This is a genomic window from Microlunatus flavus (assembly GCF_900110855.1).
GTDB classification, from domain to species: Bacteria; Actinomycetota; Actinomycetes; order Propionibacteriales; family Propionibacteriaceae; genus Microlunatus; species Microlunatus flavus.
The window spans coordinates 594,430-610,233 of the sequence record NZ_FOFA01000002.1; the positions used below are offsets into that span (position 1 = coordinate 594,430).

Consider the following 15,804-nt stretch of genomic DNA (forward strand, 5'->3'; position numbering starts at 1 on the left):
GAGCGCGGGGGCACGCCCCAGCCGTCCGGCCTTCACGCGATTTCTACGCCGTGGTCCGGCCGGGTGCCTGGCGGCGGGGTCAGGGCTGGAAGCGGTAGCCCATCCCCGGCTCGGTGAGCAGGTGGTGCGGCCGCGCCGGGTCGGTCTCGAGCTTGCGGCGCAGGGCCTTGATGTACTGGCGCAGGTAGTGGGTCTGGTCGGTGTACGTCGGGCCCCACACCTCGAGCAGCAGCTGGCGCTGCCCGACCAGGCGGCCCGGCTGGCGCACGAGCGCCTCCAGCAGCTGCCACTCGGTGGGGGTGAGGTGCAGCTGGTCGGGCTCGCCCTCCGCCGCTGGCGTCTCCATCGCCGCCCGCCGCACGGTGTGCGCCTCGAGGTCGACGTCCCAGGCGCCGATGCGGACGGGCTCGGGGGTCGCGGGCTCCCCGACGCGGCGGCTCACGGCGCGGACGCGGGCGAGGAGCTCGTCGACGTTGAAGGGCTTGGTGACGTAGTCGTCGGCGCCGGCGTCGAGCGCCTCGACCTTGGCCCGGCTGTTCAGCCGGCCGGACAGGATGAGGATCGGCACCGACGTCCAGGTGCGCAGCGAGCGCACGACCTCGACCCCGTCGACGTCGGGCAGCCCGAGGTCGAGCACGACGAGGTCGGGACGGCTGTCGTGGGCGGCCTGCAGGGCCGCGCGCCCGGAGCCGGCGGTGACCACGTCGTACGAGCGCGCCTGCAGGTTGATGCGCAGCGCGCGCAGGATCTGGGGCTCGTCGTCGACGACCAGGACCTTGGTCACGGCACCAGGCTCCTCGCCGGCGCAACCGCCGGCAGCGAGATCGTCATGGTCAGCCCGCCGCCGGGCGTGTCCTCGGGCTCCAGGGTCCCCGACATCGCCTCGACGAGCCCGCGCGACAGGGCCAGCCCGAGCCCGACCCCGGTGCTGTTGTCGTGGTCGCCGAGGCGCTGGAAGGGCAGGAAGATCTGGTCGCGGTCGTCCTCCGGCACGCCGGGCCCGATGTCGATCACCCGGATCTCGACCCGCGAGCCGTGGCTGCTCGCCCCCACGCGGGGCGGGTGGCCCTCCGGGCTGAAGCGCAGCGCGTTCTGCACGAGGTTGGCGATGGCGCGCTCCAGCAGCGCCGGGTCGGCCCGCACCTCGGGCAGGTCGTCGGCGAGCTTGAGGACCACCGGCTCGCCGGCCGGCCCGAGGCTCGCCACGGCCGCGTACACGACGTCGGCGACGTCGACCTCCTCGACCACGAGGGCCAGCGCGCCGGCCTGCAGCCGGCTCATGTCGAGCAGGTTCTCGACCAGGCCGCTCAGCCGGTCCAGCGAGCCCTCCGTCGCGTCGAGCAGCTCCTCGCGGTCGGAGTCCGACAGGCGCAGGCCGGGGGAGCGCAGCGTCCCCACCGCCGCCTTGGCCGACGCCAGCGGGGTCCGCAGGTCGTGGCTCACCGCGCTCAGCAGCGCGGTCCGGACGCGGTCCACCTCGGCCAGCGATCCGGCCGTGGCCGCCGTCGCCTCGAGGCGCTGCTGCTGCACGGCGCCCGCCGCCTGGGCCGCGAACGCCTCGAGCACCCGGCGGTCGTCGGCCTCGAGCGGGTGGCCGACGAGCACGAGGGTGTAGCGGTCGTCGACGTGGACCTCCGCGTCGCCCTCCCCGGGGGCCGTGCTGACCGGGTGCCCGTCGGAGGCGACGACGTCCCAGGCGTCGTCGGCGTGCTCCACGCCGGGGCCGGCACCCGCGCCCGTACGCCGCTCGAGCAGCGTCGCCCCCTGCAGCGCGAACGTCTCGCGCACCTGCCCCAGCAGCGCGGGCAGCGGGCGGGAGCCGCGCAGCACGCTGCCCGCGAGGGTGAACAGCGTGGCCGCCTCCGCCTGCGCCCGCAGGGCCTCGCGGGTCCGACGCGCCGAGGCGTCGACCACCCGGCTGAGCGAGAGGGCGACCACGAGGAACGCGACCAGCGCCACGAGGTTCTCCCGCTCGGCGACGGTGAAGAGCCGCAGGGGAGGGGTGAAGAAGTAGTTCAGCAGCAGGAAGCCGCCGACGGCGGCGAGCAGGGCCGGGAGCATCCCGCCCACCAGGGCGACGGCGACGACGAGCAGGAGGAAGACGACCAGGTCGGTGGCGAGGGACACGTCGCCGTCGACGAGGAGCAGGGCGCCGGTGACCAGGGGCAGGCCGAGGACCACCAGCAGCAGCCCGGTCAGCCGGCGCCGCAGGCTGAGCGCGCTCGCCCGGCCGGAGCGCACCCACCGCTGCCACGGTCGGCTGCGCCGGGCCGTCCGCTCGTGGGTGACGAGGTGGACGTCGATCGCGCCCGACTCCGACGTCGTCGTCACCCCGACGCCGGGCCCGAAGAGCTGGGCCAGGCGCCCGCGGCGGCTGGCGCCGAGGACGAGCTGGGTGGCGTTGACGCCGCGGGCGAAGGCGAGCAGGGCGTCGGGCACGTCGCTGCCGACGACCTGGTGGTAGGTGCCGCCGAGGTCCTCGACCAGGGCGCGCTGCCGGGCCAGGTGCGCGGGGTCGCCGCTGCGCAGGCCGTCGCTGCGGGCGACGTGCACCGCGAGCAGGTCGGCGGCGCTGGTCCGGGCGGCGATCCGGGCCGCCCGGCGGATCAGGGTGTCGCCCTCGGGCCCGCCGGTCAGCGCCACGACCACCCGCTCCCGCGTCTCCCAGGGCGCGCCGATGCCGTGGTCGGAGCGGTAGCGCTCCAGCTGCTCGTCGACCTTGCCGGCCACCCACAGCAGGGCGAGCTCGCGCAGCGCCGACAGGTTGCCGACGCGGAAGTAGTTGCCGAGCGCCGCGTCGACCCGGTCGGAGGGGTAGACGTTGCCGTGCGCGAGCCGGCGCCGCAGGGCCTCCGGGGCCATGTCGATCAGCTCGATCTGGTCGGCCCGGCGCACGACCGCGTCCGGCACCGTCTCCTGCTGGCGGACCCCGGTGATGTCGGTGACCACGTCGTTCAGCGACTCCAGGTGCTGCACGTTCAGCGTCGTGACCACCGTGATCCCGTGCTCGAGGAGGACCTCGACGTCCTGCCAGCGCTTCTCGCGGCGCGAGCCGGGGGCGTTGGTGTGGGCGAGCTCGTCGACCAGCGCCACCTCGGGGCGTCGCGCGAGGACGGCGTCGACGTCGAGCTCACTGAGCTCGGTGCCGCGGTAGGTCACGCTCGCCCGGGGCAGCACCTCGAGGCCGTCGAGCAGGTCCGCGGTGTGGCGCCGGCCGTGCGTCTCGACCAGGGCGACGACGACGTCGGTGCCGCGCTCGAGGCGCCGCACGCCCTCCTCGAGCATCTTGTAGGTCTTGCCGACGCCGGGGGCGGCGCCGAGGTAGACCCGCAGCTCACCCCGCACCATGACCCGATCCTCCCCCTGCCGTCACGCCGCGCCCCCGTCAGCCGCGCCGCGGGAAGCGCGTGTCGAGGTCGGCGTTGAGCGTGACCACGTCCACGACCGGCTCCCCGAGGAAGCCGAGCGCCCGCCCGGAGGTGTGCGCGGCGACCAGCTGCTCGACCTGGTCGGGGTCCACGCCCCGCTCGCGGGCGACGCGGGGGACCTGGAGCTGCGCGTACGCCGGGCTGACGTCGGGGTCGAGCCCGGACCCGCTCGCCGTGACCGCGTCCGACGGCACGACGGGCGCCGCGGCGCTCGTCCGGCCCGCGTCGCGGACCGGCGTCACGACGCCGTGCGAGTAGTCGTCGCCCGGGATCGCGCACGAGACGCGGACGCCCTCGTACGTGGCGAGGAAGGGCTGCTCGGGACAGGCCTGGTTGACGCTCACGACCGTGGTCGCCGGACCGGTGAGGCCCTCGGTGCGGACGACGACCAGGACCGCCCCGACGCCGTCGCGGGTGCAGAAGGGCCGAGCGCCGTCCACGCCCTCCGTCGCGCCGACCTCGGCGCTGCGCGCGCAGACCTGCGTCAGCAGGCTCTGCCTGCCCTCGGCCTCGTCGGAGCCCGGCGCGGCCTTCGGGTCGGGGAGGGTGTCGACGACGTCCTCGGGGCCGAGGTTCGACGCGCTGGTCGCCGTCGGGTCGTAGCCGTCGCCGGCCGCCGAGGGCCGGGTCTGGAAGTACCGCAGCAGGGGCTTGCCGTCGGCGTCGGTGAAGGACTGGCCGACGAGGCTGCTGCCGGCGACGCTCCCGTCGGGCCGGTGCAGCAGCGAGCCGTCCGCGCGCTCGCGCAGACCGGGCAGCCGGCCGACCGCGAGGACGGCCAGCGGGTAGACGAGGCCGAGCAGGACCGTCAGCACGAGCAGGGCCCGTACGGCGGCGAGATGGGTGGACAACCAGGACGAGCGCATGTCAGGACAACCCCGGGACGAGAGCGAGCAGAAGGTCGATGATCTTGATGCCGACGAAGGGCGCGACGACGCCGCCCAGGCCGTAGACGAGCAGGTTGCGGCGCAGCATCGCGCTGGCGCCGCCGGGCACGTAGCGCACGCCGCGCAGGGCGAGCGGGACGAGGGCGACGATCACGACCGCGTTGAAGATCACGGCCGCGAGGATCGCGGTCTCCGGGCTGTGCAGGCGCATGACGTTCAGCGCGCCCAGGCCGGGGTAGACCACGGCGAAGATCGCCGGGATGATCGCGAAGTACTTGGCGATGTCGTTGGCGATCGAGAAGGTCGTCAGCGCGCCCCGGGTGATCAGCAGCTGCTTGCCGATCTCCACGATCTCGATCAGCTTGGTCGGGTCGGAGTCGAGGTCGACCATGTTCCCGGCCTCCTTGGCGGCCGAGGTCCCCGAGTTCATGGCCACGCCGACGTCGGCCTGGGCCAGGGCGGGTGCGTCGTTGGTGCCGTCGCCGGTCATGGCGACGAGGCGGCCGCCGGCCTGCTCCGCCTTGATCAGCGCCATCTTGTCCTCGGGCGTCGCCTCGGCCAGGAAGTCGTCGACGCCGGCCTCCTCGGCGATGGCCTTCGCTGTCACCGGGTTGTCGCCGGTGATCATCACCGTGCGGATGCCCATCCGGCGCATCTCGTCGAAGCGGGCCCGCATCCCGGGCTTGACCACGTCCTTGAGGTGGATGACGCCCAGCGCCTCCGCGGGCGCGTCGCCGCGGCGCTCGGCCACGACGAGCGGGGTCCCGCCCGCCGCGCTGATCGCGTCGACGGCCTCGCCGATCCGGGGCCCGGGCCGGCCGCCGTTCTGCCGCACCCAGGCGAGTACCGAGGCGGTGGCGCCCTTGCGGACCTGCAGCAGGCCGCCGCCGGTCGGGTCGGTGCCCTCCGGGTCGGACCCGCCGCCTCCGGGCAGGTCGACCCCGGACATGCGGGTCTGGGCGGTGAACGGCACCCAGGTGGCGTCGGCCAGCTCCCCGGCCGCCCGGGCGCGCAGCCCGTAGCCGTTCCTGGCCAGCACCACCACCGAGCGGCCCTCCGGCGTCTCGTCGGCCAGGCTGGAGAGCTGGGCCGCCTCGGCGAGGCGCTGCGGCTCGACGTCCTCCGCGGTCACCAGGTCGACCGCCTGCCGGTTGCCGAGGGTGATGGTGCCGGTCTTGTCGAGCAGCAGCGTGCTCACGTCGCCCGCCGCCTCGACCGCGCGCCCGGACATGGCCAGCACGTTGCGCTGCACCAGCCGGTCCATGCCTGCGATGCCGATGGCCGAGAGCAGCGCGCCGATGGTCGTCGGGATGAGGCAGACGAGCAGCGAGACGAGCACGATCCCGGTGACCCCGTCCGCGTCGAGGACGGCCGAGCTTCCGGCCGCCGCCTGGACCGCGCGCGAGTAGATCGCGAGCGGCTGGAGGGTGGCGACGGCGAGCAGGAAGACGATGGTCAGCGCGGCGAGCAGGATGTTCAGCGCGATCTCGTTCGGCGTCTTCTGCCGGCTCGCGCCCTCGACGAGGGAGATCATCCGGTCGAGGAAGCTGGCCCCCGGCTCCTGGGTGATGCGCACGACGATGCGGTCCGACAGCACCCGGGTGCCACCGGTGACCGCCGAGCGGTCGCCGCCGGACTCGCGGATGACGGGGGCCGACTCCCCGGTGATCGCCGACTCGTCGACCGAGGCGATGCCTTCGACCACGTCGCCGTCGCCCGGGACGAGCTGGCCCGCCTCGACGACCACGACGTCGCCGCGGCGCAGCTCCGCGGCGGGGACGGCCTGCTCCTCCAGCCCGGTCGCCCCCGGCGTCCAGCCGACGACGCGGCGGGCCACCGTGTCCTCGCGGGCCTGGCGCAGCGCCTGGGCCTGCGCCTTGCCGCGGCCCTCGGCGACGGCCTCGGCCAGGTTGGCGAAGACGACGGTCAGCCAGAGCCAGACCACGATCGACCAGGCGAAGAGGCTGGGGTGCACGAGCGCGAGGACGGTGGTGAGCACCGAGCCGACCTCGACGACGAACATCACCGGGTTGTGCCAGAGCGTGCGGGGGTCGAGCTTGCGCAGCGCGTCCGGCAGGGAGGTCAGCAGCAGCCGCGGGTCGAGCAGGCCGCCGCCGACCCGGCGGGGCGGGTGCGGCTGGTGGTCGGGCAGCACCGGGTCGGTGCGGGTGTCCAGGACGGTCATGAGAGTGCCTCCGCGAGGGGCCCGAGCGCGAGCGCGGGCAGGTAGGTGAGGGCGACGAGCACGACCGTGACCGCGAGGAGCATCCCCACGAACAGGGGCCCGCGCGTCGGCAGCGTGCCGGCCGTGGTCGCGGCCCGGCCCTGGGCGGCGAGGGAGCCCGCGAGGCCGAGGACGAGCACGACGGGGACGAAGCGGCCGAAGGCCATGGCCAGGCCGAGCGTGGTGTTGTACCAGGTCGTGTTGGCGCTGAGCCCGGCGAAGGCCGAGCCGTTGTTGTTGGCCGCGGAGGTGTACGCGTACAGGACCTCCGAGAGGCCGTGCGGCCCGCTGTTGAGCATCGACGCGCGGGCCGACGGCAGGGCCATGGCGGCCGCGGTGCCGACCAGGACGAGCGCCGGCGTGACGAGGAAGTAGAGCGACGCGAACTTGATCTCCCGGCCGCCGATCTTCTTCCCCACGTACTCGGGCGTGCGGCCGACCATGAGGCCCGCGACGAAGACGGTGATGACCGCGAGCACCAGCAGCCCGTAGAGGCCCGAGCCGACACCTCCGGGGGCGACCTCGCCGAGCATCATGTTCAGCAGGACCACCCCGCCGCCTGCGGCCGGGAACGAGTCGTGGAACGAGTTCACCGCGCCCGTGGAGGTGAGCGTCGTCGCGGCGGCGAACGTCGCCGACTGCGAGATGCCGAACCGGGTCTCCACCCCCTCCGTCGCCGCGCCCACGGCGCCGGGCACCGTGCCGCCCGCCTGGGCGAGAGCGAGGTTGGCGAGGGCGACGCCGGCCAGCGCCAGCACGGCCATGGTCAGCGCGATCGCCCGGCCCTGCCCCGTGTCGCCGGTCATGAGGCCGAAGACGCGCGGGAGGCTGAAGGGGATCACCAGGATCAGGAAGATCTCGAACGCGTTGCTGACCCCGCTCGGGTTCTCGAAGGGGTGGGCGCTGTTGGCGTTGTAGAAGCCGCCGCCGTTGGTGCCGAGCTCCTTGATCGCCTCCTGGCTCGCGACCGGGCCGCCGGTCAGGTGCTGGGTGCCGCCGGCGAGCGTGGTGGCGTCCACGCCGGAGGACAGGTTCTGGACCACGCCGGTGGCCAGGAGCACCAGGGCGGCGACGAAGGCCAGCGGCAGCAGCACGCGCAGGCTGACGCGGACGAGGTCGACCCAGAAGTTGCCGAGGGTGGCGCTGCTCGCGCGGGCGAGCCCGCGGATCAGGGCGAAGGCCACCGCGATGCCGACGGCCGCGGAGACGAAGTTCTGGACCGCGAGGCCGGCCATCTGGGCGAGGTGGCCCATCGTCGACTCGCCCGAGTAGGACTGCCAGTTGGTGTTGGTCACGAAGCTGATCGCGGTGTTCCACGCCTGCGACGGCTCGACCCCGCCGAAGCCGAGGCTCAGCGGCAGGACGGCCTGGGCGCGCAGCAGCGCGTAGAGGAGCAGCACCGAGACCGCCGAGAAGGCCAGCACGCTGCGCGCGTACGCGGCCCACGACTGCTCGGCGCGGGCGTCGACGCCGACGAGGCGGTAGACGAACCGCTCGACGCCGAGGTCGCGCTCGCTCGTCGCGACGCGGTGCAGGTGGGCGCCCAGCGGGCGGTGGACGAGCACGAGCAGCAGCACCAGGGCGGCGACGAGCGTCGTGCCCGCCAGTGGGGTGCTCATCAGTCCGGTGCTCATCAGAACCTCTCCGGGAGGAGCAGGGCGCACACGACGAAGACGAGGAGCACGACGGCGACCCCGAGGCCGACCGCGTTCTCCGCGCCGATCAGGGGCATCAGGTGGGAAGTCACAGTCGAGCACCCCCGCGCACGAGCAGGGCGAGGGCCGCGAAGACCGCGACCGTGAGCAGGACGAAGGCGGCGTCAGCCATGGGATCTCTTTCGCACGTCCGCCATGCCAGCAGCGCCCGCCGTCCCACCGGAGCGGTCTTCACGCCCCTTTCACGCCGAGCCCGTAATCTTCACGGCGCCTTCACGCCGAGGGCGCACCGAGGGGCGGGAGCGGGGACCTGAGCGGCTGGGCCGGTCTGCTGGGGGTGGAGCTGTCCCTCGGCACGCTCGCTCTGCTCGTCCTGGCGGCGTTCGTCGCCGGCTGGGTGGACGCGGTCGTCGGCGGCGGCGGGCTCGTCCAGCTGCCGGCGCTGCTGATCGGGCTGCCGGCCGGCACGCCGCCGGCCGCGATCCTCGGGACCAACAAGGTGTCGTCGATGTGGGGCACCGCGACGAGCTCGGTCACGTACGCGCGCCGGGTCCGCCCGGACTGGCGCACCGTGGCGCCGCTCGTGGTGAGCGCGGCGATCGGCTCGGCGCTCGGCGCGCAGCTGGCCAAGCTCCTCCCGAAGGACGCCTTCACCCCCATCGTGCTCGTGGCCCTGGTCGGCGTCGGCCTCTACACCTGGCGCCGTCCGCAGCTCGGGCTGACGAACGCGGTGCGCCACAGCGGGGGCGCCCACTACGGACGGACGGCCGTCATCGGGCTCGTCGTCGGCGCGTACGACGGGTTCCTGGGGCCGGGGACGGGGTCGTTCTTCGTCATCGCGCTGGTCGGGGTGCTCGGCTACGGCTTCCTCGAGGCGAGCGCCAAGGCCAAGATCGCGAACCTCGTGACCAACCTCGCCGCGCTGGTCGTGTTCGCGGCGCACGGCACCGTGCTGTGGGGCCTCGGGCTGCTCATGGGTGCGGCGAACCTGCTCGGCGGCTACCTCGGCGCCCGGACCGCCATCGCCCGCGGGAGCGCGTTCGTGCGCCGGGTGTTCCTGGTCGTCGTCGCTGCGCTGGCCCTCAAGCTCGCCTACGACACGGTGCGCCTCTGGTGGTGAGGCCCGCCTCTGGCCGGTCGGCTCAGTCGGGCCAGCCCGGCCACGCCTGCAGGCCCGCGCCCCAGGCCCCGGCCGTGCGCACCGTGCTGCGCAGCTGCGTCAGCGCCGCCGTGCGCTCTTTAGGCGTGGCCGCGGCGGCGAGCGTGAGCCCCACGAACGGGCCGAGGCGGTACTGCATGCCGCGCACGAGGCGGATGGCGTCACCCGCGCTCCGCACGCCGGCGGTCGGGGCGTACGCGGGCTCCGCCGCCGGGACGTCGGCCTTGCGGCTCAGCAGGAAGGCGATCTCGGTGTCGAGGAGAGTACGAGCGGCCGCGAGCTCGGACACCGCCCGCCTGCGGGCCCCGCTGGCGTACTTGAGCTTGCCGATCGCCAGCTGGTAGCCGTAGACGACGGCGTGCAGCTGGGCGACGAGCTGGGAGGTCGCCGCCACGTCGGTGAGCAGCGGGGCCGGCCGGTGGGCGCGCAGACGGCCGACCGGCGGGGCCTTCGAGGCGCTGAGCGCCGCGGCGTACGTCTCCGCGGCGACGGCCAGCGACCCGGCCAGCAGGGCGTCGAGGCCCGACGCCGTCGTCGCGGCGCGGCGCTGCGCCGACGCCTGCCGCGACTCGGCCTGAGCGAGGCGCTTCAGCGAGGCCGACAGGCTCTGCCCACGAAGGTCCGGCGCGTGGGCCGACGGCGAGGGGGCCGAGGTCGTCGGGCGCGAGGACGGGTCGTCGCCGGCGAGGGCGACGGCGTGGTCGGCGTGGGCGTCGCGCAGGAAGGTCAGCAGCGTCCGTTGGGCTCCGGCGAGGTCCTTGCGGTGGGGTCCGGCGAGCACCGCCGCCGCGAGGGCCGACAGGGACTGCTCCGCCGTCGCGGCCGCGGGCACCGTGGGCGCGGGCGCCGGGGAGGCCGACGGGGGAGCGGTGCGGGCGGAGGTCGCGCCGCCGGGCGGCGGCTGCACCGTCGGCGAGGTCGAGCACCCCGCCAGCAGGGGAGCGGCACCGACGCCGGCGCCGAGCCCCAGGCCGAGCCTCAGCAGGTCCCGACGGGCCCAGCGGCCGCCGGGGTGGTGGGGCGCTACGGGCACCGCACGAACCTACCTGAGGCCCTCCGGGGCGCCGGTATGCTCGACCCTCGGGCCTGCGGGTCCCTCACAACTGCTGGACACAACCGGATCGAGGGCGAGCACGACATGAAGGACCAAGCGATCGAGGCCGTCGTGGCCCCTGTCCTCGAGGAGTTCGGCCTCGAGCTCGACGCCCTCGAGGTGGTGCCGGCCGGCAAGCGGCGCGTCGTCCGGATCGTCGTGGACGGGGACGGCCCGAAGGGTCGCGGCCCGCTCCTCGACGACATCGCCGCGGCCAGCCAGGCGGTCTCGGCCGCCCTCGACACGTCCGACGCGGTGGGCCAGGCCGCGTACACCCTCGAGGTGTCGTCGCGCGGCGTGAGCCGGCCGCTGACCGAGGAGAAGCACTGGCGGCGCAACCGCAGCCGTCTGGTCAAGGTCACGCTGGCCGACGGCAGCGAGCTCACGGGGCGGATCGTCGCGGCCGGGCCCGAGGTCGTGCGCCTCGACGTCGACGGCGGCCCGCGGGAGGTCGCGTACGCCGAGGTGGCCAAGGCCCTCGTGCAGGTCGAGCTGAACCGCCGCCTCGACGACGAGCTCGACGACGCCGAGGACGCCGGAGACGACGCCGATGACGGCGACGAGGCGGACGAGGACGACGAGCAGGACGACGAGCAGGACGAGGACGAGGAGGAGGTGCGCTGATGGACATCGACATCTCCGTGCTGCGGCTGATGGAGCGCGAGAAGGACGTGCCCTTCGAGACGCTGGTCAACGCGATCGAGGAGGCGCTGATCGCGGCCTACGAGAAGACCGACGACGCGGTGCCCGGTGCGCGCGTCGACGTGAACCGGCGCAACGGCCACGTCGCCGTGATGGTCCCCGAGCGCGACGAGGAGGGCACCGTCGTGGGCGAGTACGACGGCACGCCCGAGGGCTTCGGCCGGGTCGCCGCCGCCACCGCGCGGCAGGTGATCTTCCAGCGGCTGCGCGACGCCGAGGACGACCAGAAGTACGGCCACTTCTCGGCCAGCGAGGGCGACATCCTCACCGGTGTCGTCCAGCAGGGCCGCGACTCGCGCACGGTGCTGGTCGACCTGGGCAAGGTCGAGGCGATCATGCCGCTGGCCGAGCAGGTGCCCGGCGAGCGCTACACGCACGGCACCCGCCTGCGCGTCTACGTCGTCGCCGTGCGCCGCGAGCTGCGCGGGCTCCAGGTCGTCGTCAGCCGTACGCACCCGGCGCTGGTCGAGCGGCTCTTCGCCCTCGAGGTGCCCGAGATCGCCGACGGCACGGTCGAGATCAAGGCGACCGCCCGCGAGGCCGGCCACCGCACCAAGATCGCCGTCACCAGCCACAACCCGGACGTCAGCGCCAAGGGCGCCTGCATCGGCCCCATGGGCTCGCGGGTGCGGGCGGTCATGCACGAGCTCGGCGACGAGAAGATCGACATCATCGACTGGGCGGAGGACCCGGCGGCGTTCGTCGGGCACGCGCTGTCGCCGGCCAAGGTCACCTCGGTGACCGTCGTCGACGCGGCGGCGCGGTCAGCCCGCGTCGTGGTCCCCGACTACCAGCTGTCGCTGGCGATCGGCCGGGAGGGGCAGAACGCCCGCCTCGCCGCCCGCCTCACCGGCTGGCGCATCGACATCCGGCCCGACACCGAGCCGCAGCCGGCGGGTGACTGAGGGTCCGGCCGGCGGGGCTCCGGCCGGCGGGGCTCCGACCGGCGCAGGCCCGGTCCGGACCTGCGTCGGCTGCCGCCGACGCGACGACCAGGCCGCGCTGCTGCGGGTCGTCGCCGGCGGCACCTCGGTGCTCGTCGACGCCCGGCACCGGTCGCCCGGACGTGGCGCGTACCTGCACCCGGAGCCCGCGTGCGTCGCCGCGGCGGTCAAGCGCCGGGCCTTCGCCCGGGCGCTGCGGTGCCCGGTGGACGCCGCCGCGGCGGGTTCGGTGGTCGCCGCGCACCTGGACGCCGGCATCGCGTTGGGAAGACGCGGCGGCACCGGCTAGAGTTGGGGATTGCTGAACCGGGTGCGTCCCGGTCCGTGCACCGGGTCCCGGTCGGGGCCCGCAGACACCAGGAAGTGAGCGCTCGCTCATGAACTCTCGATGAGTACTGCTCAATGAGCATGCCCAGCATCTAGCTGGTCCGCGCCACTCAGGGTCGCGGGCCGACAACGTAGGAGATCAGTGCCCAAGACCCGTGTCTACGAGCTCGCGAAGGAGCTCGGAGTCGACAGCAAGGCCGTCCTGACGATGGCCAAGGACATGGGGGAGTTCGTCAAGTCCCCCTCGTCCACCCTGGAAGCGCCCGTGATCCGGCGCCTCCGCGAGAAGCTCGGCCCGTCCGCCGAGGGCGCGCAGACCGCGGCGCCCGCGGCCCGCACCGCCCCCGCACCCAGCAGCACGACGCTCGCGCCGGGCGCGCCGCGTCCGGGCGTCCCGGGCCGTCCCGACCCCAGCCGGTCGAGCTCTGCCCCGTCCACGCGCAACGCCCCGGCGCCGTCCGCGCCGTCGACGCGCACCCCGGGTCCGTCGGCCCCGTCCACGCGCAACGCGCCGGCGCCCTCCGCGCCGTCGACGCGCACCCCGGGCCCGTCGGCGCCGTCCACGCGCACCCCCGGTCCGTCCGCTCCGGCGACCCGTACGCCGGCCGAGCCGGCCGTGCAGGCCCCCGCCGCGGCTGCTCCGGCGGCCCCGGCGGCCGAGGCCCCGGCGGCTCCGGCCGCCAGCACGGCGCCGTCGACCCGCAACGCCCCGACGCCGCAGTCGCCGGCGCCGGGCGCCCCGACCAACCGTGGGGCCACCCCGGGCTCGGCACGTCCCGGCGCCCCGCGCCCGGCCACGCCCGCCCCGGGTGGACGGCAGGACGAGCGTCCCTCGACCTCCGCCCCGCGTCCGGGTGGCACGTCCGCGCGTCCGGGCACGCCCGGCGCCCCGGCTCGTCCGGGCACCCCTGGCGCCCCGGCCCGTCCCGGTTCCACCGGCACCCCGGGTGCTCCGGCCCCGCGCGACCGCCGTACCGGCACGCCGCGTCCGGGCAACAACCCGTTCGCGCCCTCGCAGGGCATGGGCACGGCGCGCCCGACCCGCCCCGGCACGACCCCGACCGACCCGGCCCGCCCCGGCGGCCCGCGTCCGCCGGCCGGCCGCACCGGTGCTCCCGGCGCCCCGGGTGCCCGTCCGGGCGTCCCCGGCATGCCCCGCCCCAACCCGGCGATGATGCCGCGCCAGGCCTCCGGCCAGCTCGGCGCTCCTGCCGGTCCCGGCGCCCGTGGCCGCGGTGCACCCGCGGGTCGCGGCCGTCCCGGCGGCGGCGGCGCGCCCGGTCGTCCCGGCGGCGGTCCTGGTGGTCCTCCCGCGGGTCGCGGCGGCCGTGGTGGCCGTGGTGGCACGCAGGGTGCCTTCGGTCGCGCGGGCGGTCCCGTCCGTCGCGGTCGCAAGTCGAAGCGTCAGCGTCGTCAAGAGTTCGACCAGATGCAGGCGCCGGAGATCGGTGGCGTCCGCGTCAGGCAGGGTGACGGGTCGACGATCCGGCTCGCCCGCGGCGCCTCGCTGACGGACCTGTCGGAGAAGATCAACGTCGACGTGTCGAACCTGGTCCAGGTGCTGTTCAACCTGGGCGAGATGGTGACGGCGACGCAGACCGTCGCCGAGGACACGCTGCAGGTCCTGGCCGGCGAGCTCAACTACAAGATCGAGATCGTCTCGCCCGAGGACGAGGACCGCGAGCTCCTCGAGAGCTTCGACATCGAGTTCGGCGAGAACGAGGGTGGCGAGGACGACCTCGCGGCCCGTCCGCCGGTCGTCACGGTCATGGGTCACGTCGACCACGGCAAGACGAAGCTCCTGGACGCGATCCGCAAGACCAACGTGGTGGCCGGCGAGGCCGGTGGCATCACGCAGGCCATCGGTGCGTACCAGGTCTCGACCGAGGTCGACGAGACCGAGCGCAAGATCACCTTCATCGACACCCCGGGTCACGAGGCGTTCACCGCCATGCGTGCCCGTGGTGCGAAGTCGACCGACATCGCCGTGCTCGTCGTGGCGGCGGACGACGGTGTGATGCCGCAGACGATCGAGGCGCTCAACCACGCGCTCGCGGCCGACGTCCCGATCGTCGTCGCGGTCAACAAGATCGACCGCGAGGGCGCCGACCCGACGAAGGTCCGCGGCCAGCTGGCCGAGTACGGCCTCGTGCCCGAGGAGTACGGCGGCGACACGCTGTTCGTCGACGTCTCCGCGGTCACCGGCCAGGGCCTCGACGAGCTCCTCGAGGCGGTCGTCCTGACCGCCGACGCGGCGCTCGACCTGCGCGCCAACCCGGAGATGGACGGTCAGGGTGTCGCCATCGAGGCGCACCTCGACAAGGGCCGCGGCCCCGTCGCGACCGTCCTCGTCCAGCGCGGCACGCTGCACGTCGGCGACTCGATCGTGGCCGGCACCGGCTACGGCCGCGTCCGGGCGCTGCTCGACGACCACGGTCAGAACGTGACCGAGGCACCGCCGTCCTTCCCCGTGCAGGTGCTCGGCCTCACGGCCGTGCCCGGCGCCGGCGACAGCTTCATCGTCGTCGACGACGACCGCATGGCCCGCCAGATCGCCGAGCGGCGCGCGTCGCGGCTCCGCATGGCGGCGCAGGCGGCCGGCACGAAGCGCAAGACGCTCGACCAGCTGTTCGACCAGCTCGAGAAGGGCGAGGAGCAGGAGCTGCGCCTCATCCTCAAGGGCGACGGCGCCGGTTCGGTCGAGGCCCTCGAGGACGCCCTGTCCAAGATCGACGTCGGCGACGAGGTCAGCCTGCGGGTCATCGACCGCGGCGTCGGTGCCATCACCGAGACCAACGTCAGCCTGGCGGCGGCCTCGGACGCGGTCATCGTCGGCTTCAACGTCCGCCCCCAGGGCAAGGCGACGGAGATGGCGGACCGCGAGGGCGTCGACATCCGCTACTACTCGGTGATCTACGCCGCGATCGACGAGATCGAGGCCGCGCTCAAGGGCCTGCTCAAGCCGATCTACGAGGAGGCCACCCTCGGGCACGCGGAGATCCGCGAGATCTTCCGCAGCTCGCGGGCGGGCATCGTCGCCGGGTGCATGGTGCAGGACGGGTCCATCCGCCGCAACGCCAAGGCGCGGCTGCTGCGCGAGGGTGTCGTCATCACCGACACGACGATCGCCTCGCTCCGTCGGGAGAAGGACGACGTCACGGAGGTGCGGGAGGGGTTCGAGTGCGGTATCACTCTGAACAACTACTCCGACATCCGTCAGGGCGACGTCATCGAGACCTACGAGATGCGCGAGAAGGCGCGCTCGTAGGGCGCTGACCCCGGGGGAGGTCGGGCATCCCGACCTCCTCACCCGCGAACCGCTGACTCCCGACGTCCGATCCTCGCGATCGGCTGTCGGGAGTCAGCGGTTCGTGCGTTCCCCGGG

Annotated in this window: 11 protein-coding genes and 2 pseudogenes; 5 read left to right on the plus strand and 8 right to left on the minus strand. The window is 74.6% G+C overall.

Annotated elements, in window-relative coordinates; all coding sequences use genetic code 11:
• Positions 1-79 precede the first annotated feature (79 nt).
• The 7 genes and pseudogenes from BMY04_RS07110 to BMY04_RS22685 all read right to left on the minus strand — a co-directional run bounded on the left by BMY04_RS07110 (position 80) and on the right by BMY04_RS22685 (position 8,429).
• Positions 80-784 carry a response regulator gene (locus BMY04_RS07110; protein ID WP_091178397.1) on the minus strand — a complete coding sequence of 235 codons (705 nt, stop codon included), beginning with the start codon at positions 782-784 and terminating at the stop codon, positions 80-82.
• Positions 781-3,348 (minus strand): sensor histidine kinase, encoded by a 2,568-nt coding sequence (locus tag BMY04_RS07115; RefSeq protein WP_091178398.1) that lies wholly within the window; start codon positions 3,346-3,348, stop codon positions 781-783. Before BMY04_RS07115 ends, BMY04_RS07110 begins: the two co-directional genes overlap by 4 nt.
• Positions 3,349-3,385: 37 nt before the next feature.
• Positions 3,386-3,622 (minus strand): annotated as a pseudogene (locus tag BMY04_RS23670) (potassium-transporting ATPase subunit C); the annotation flags it as partial.
• Between the two features lie 375 nt (positions 3,623-3,997).
• Positions 3,998-4,294: pseudogene (locus tag BMY04_RS23675) on the minus strand (potassium-transporting ATPase subunit C); the annotation flags it as partial.
• Position 4,295: 1 nt separating this feature from the next.
• Complete coding sequence (gene kdpB / locus BMY04_RS07125) at positions 4,296-6,500, minus strand: potassium-transporting ATPase subunit KdpB (protein WP_091178400.1); 2,205 nt, start codon at positions 6,498-6,500, stop codon at positions 4,296-4,298.
• Positions 6,497-8,158: a potassium-transporting ATPase subunit KdpA gene (gene kdpA / locus BMY04_RS07130; protein WP_091178584.1), complete on the minus strand. Its 1,662-nt coding sequence runs from the start codon at positions 8,156-8,158 to the stop codon at positions 6,497-6,499. Before kdpA ends, kdpB begins: the two co-directional genes overlap by 4 nt.
• A gap of 124 nt (positions 8,159-8,282) precedes the next feature.
• Entirely contained in the window at positions 8,283-8,429 is a 147-nt protein-coding gene (locus BMY04_RS22685; protein ID WP_170854033.1) for a hypothetical protein, read from the minus strand.
• A 102-nt stretch (positions 8,430-8,531) separates the two neighbouring features.
• On the opposite strand from BMY04_RS22685, the gene BMY04_RS07135 reads away from it, so the two are divergent.
• Positions 8,532-9,314: a sulfite exporter TauE/SafE family protein gene (locus BMY04_RS07135; RefSeq protein ID WP_198409975.1), complete on the plus strand. Its 783-nt coding sequence runs from the start codon at positions 8,532-8,534 to the stop codon at positions 9,312-9,314.
• A gap of 22 nt (positions 9,315-9,336) precedes the next feature.
• Here the strand turns inward: BMY04_RS07135 and BMY04_RS07140 are convergent, their stop codons facing one another.
• Complete coding sequence (locus tag BMY04_RS07140) at positions 9,337-10,386, minus strand: DUF4439 domain-containing protein (protein ID WP_091178402.1); 1,050 nt, start codon at positions 10,384-10,386, stop codon at positions 9,337-9,339.
• Positions 10,387-10,491: 105 nt separating this feature from the next.
• On the opposite strand from BMY04_RS07140, the gene rimP reads away from it, so the two are divergent.
• The 4 genes from rimP (at position 10,492) to infB (ending at position 15,687) form a co-directional block, all read left to right on the plus strand.
• On the plus strand, positions 10,492-11,070 hold the full coding sequence (rimP, locus tag BMY04_RS07145) for a ribosome maturation factor RimP (RefSeq protein WP_091178403.1): 579 nt from the start codon (positions 10,492-10,494) through the stop codon (positions 11,068-11,070).
• Positions 11,070-12,053: a transcription termination factor NusA gene (nusA, locus tag BMY04_RS07150; protein ID WP_091178404.1), complete on the plus strand. Its 984-nt coding sequence runs from the start codon at positions 11,070-11,072 to the stop codon at positions 12,051-12,053. Before rimP ends, nusA begins: the two co-directional genes overlap by 1 nt.
• Complete coding sequence (locus BMY04_RS07155; RefSeq protein WP_091178405.1) at positions 12,046-12,381, plus strand: YlxR family protein; 336 nt, start codon at positions 12,046-12,048, stop codon at positions 12,379-12,381. The genes nusA and BMY04_RS07155 overlap by 8 nt, the downstream gene beginning before the upstream one ends.
• A 180-nt stretch (positions 12,382-12,561) precedes the next feature.
• Entirely contained in the window at positions 12,562-15,687 is a 3,126-nt protein-coding gene (gene infB, locus BMY04_RS07160) for a translation initiation factor IF-2 (RefSeq protein WP_091178406.1), read from the plus strand.
• Positions 15,688-15,804: the final 117 nt, after the last annotated feature.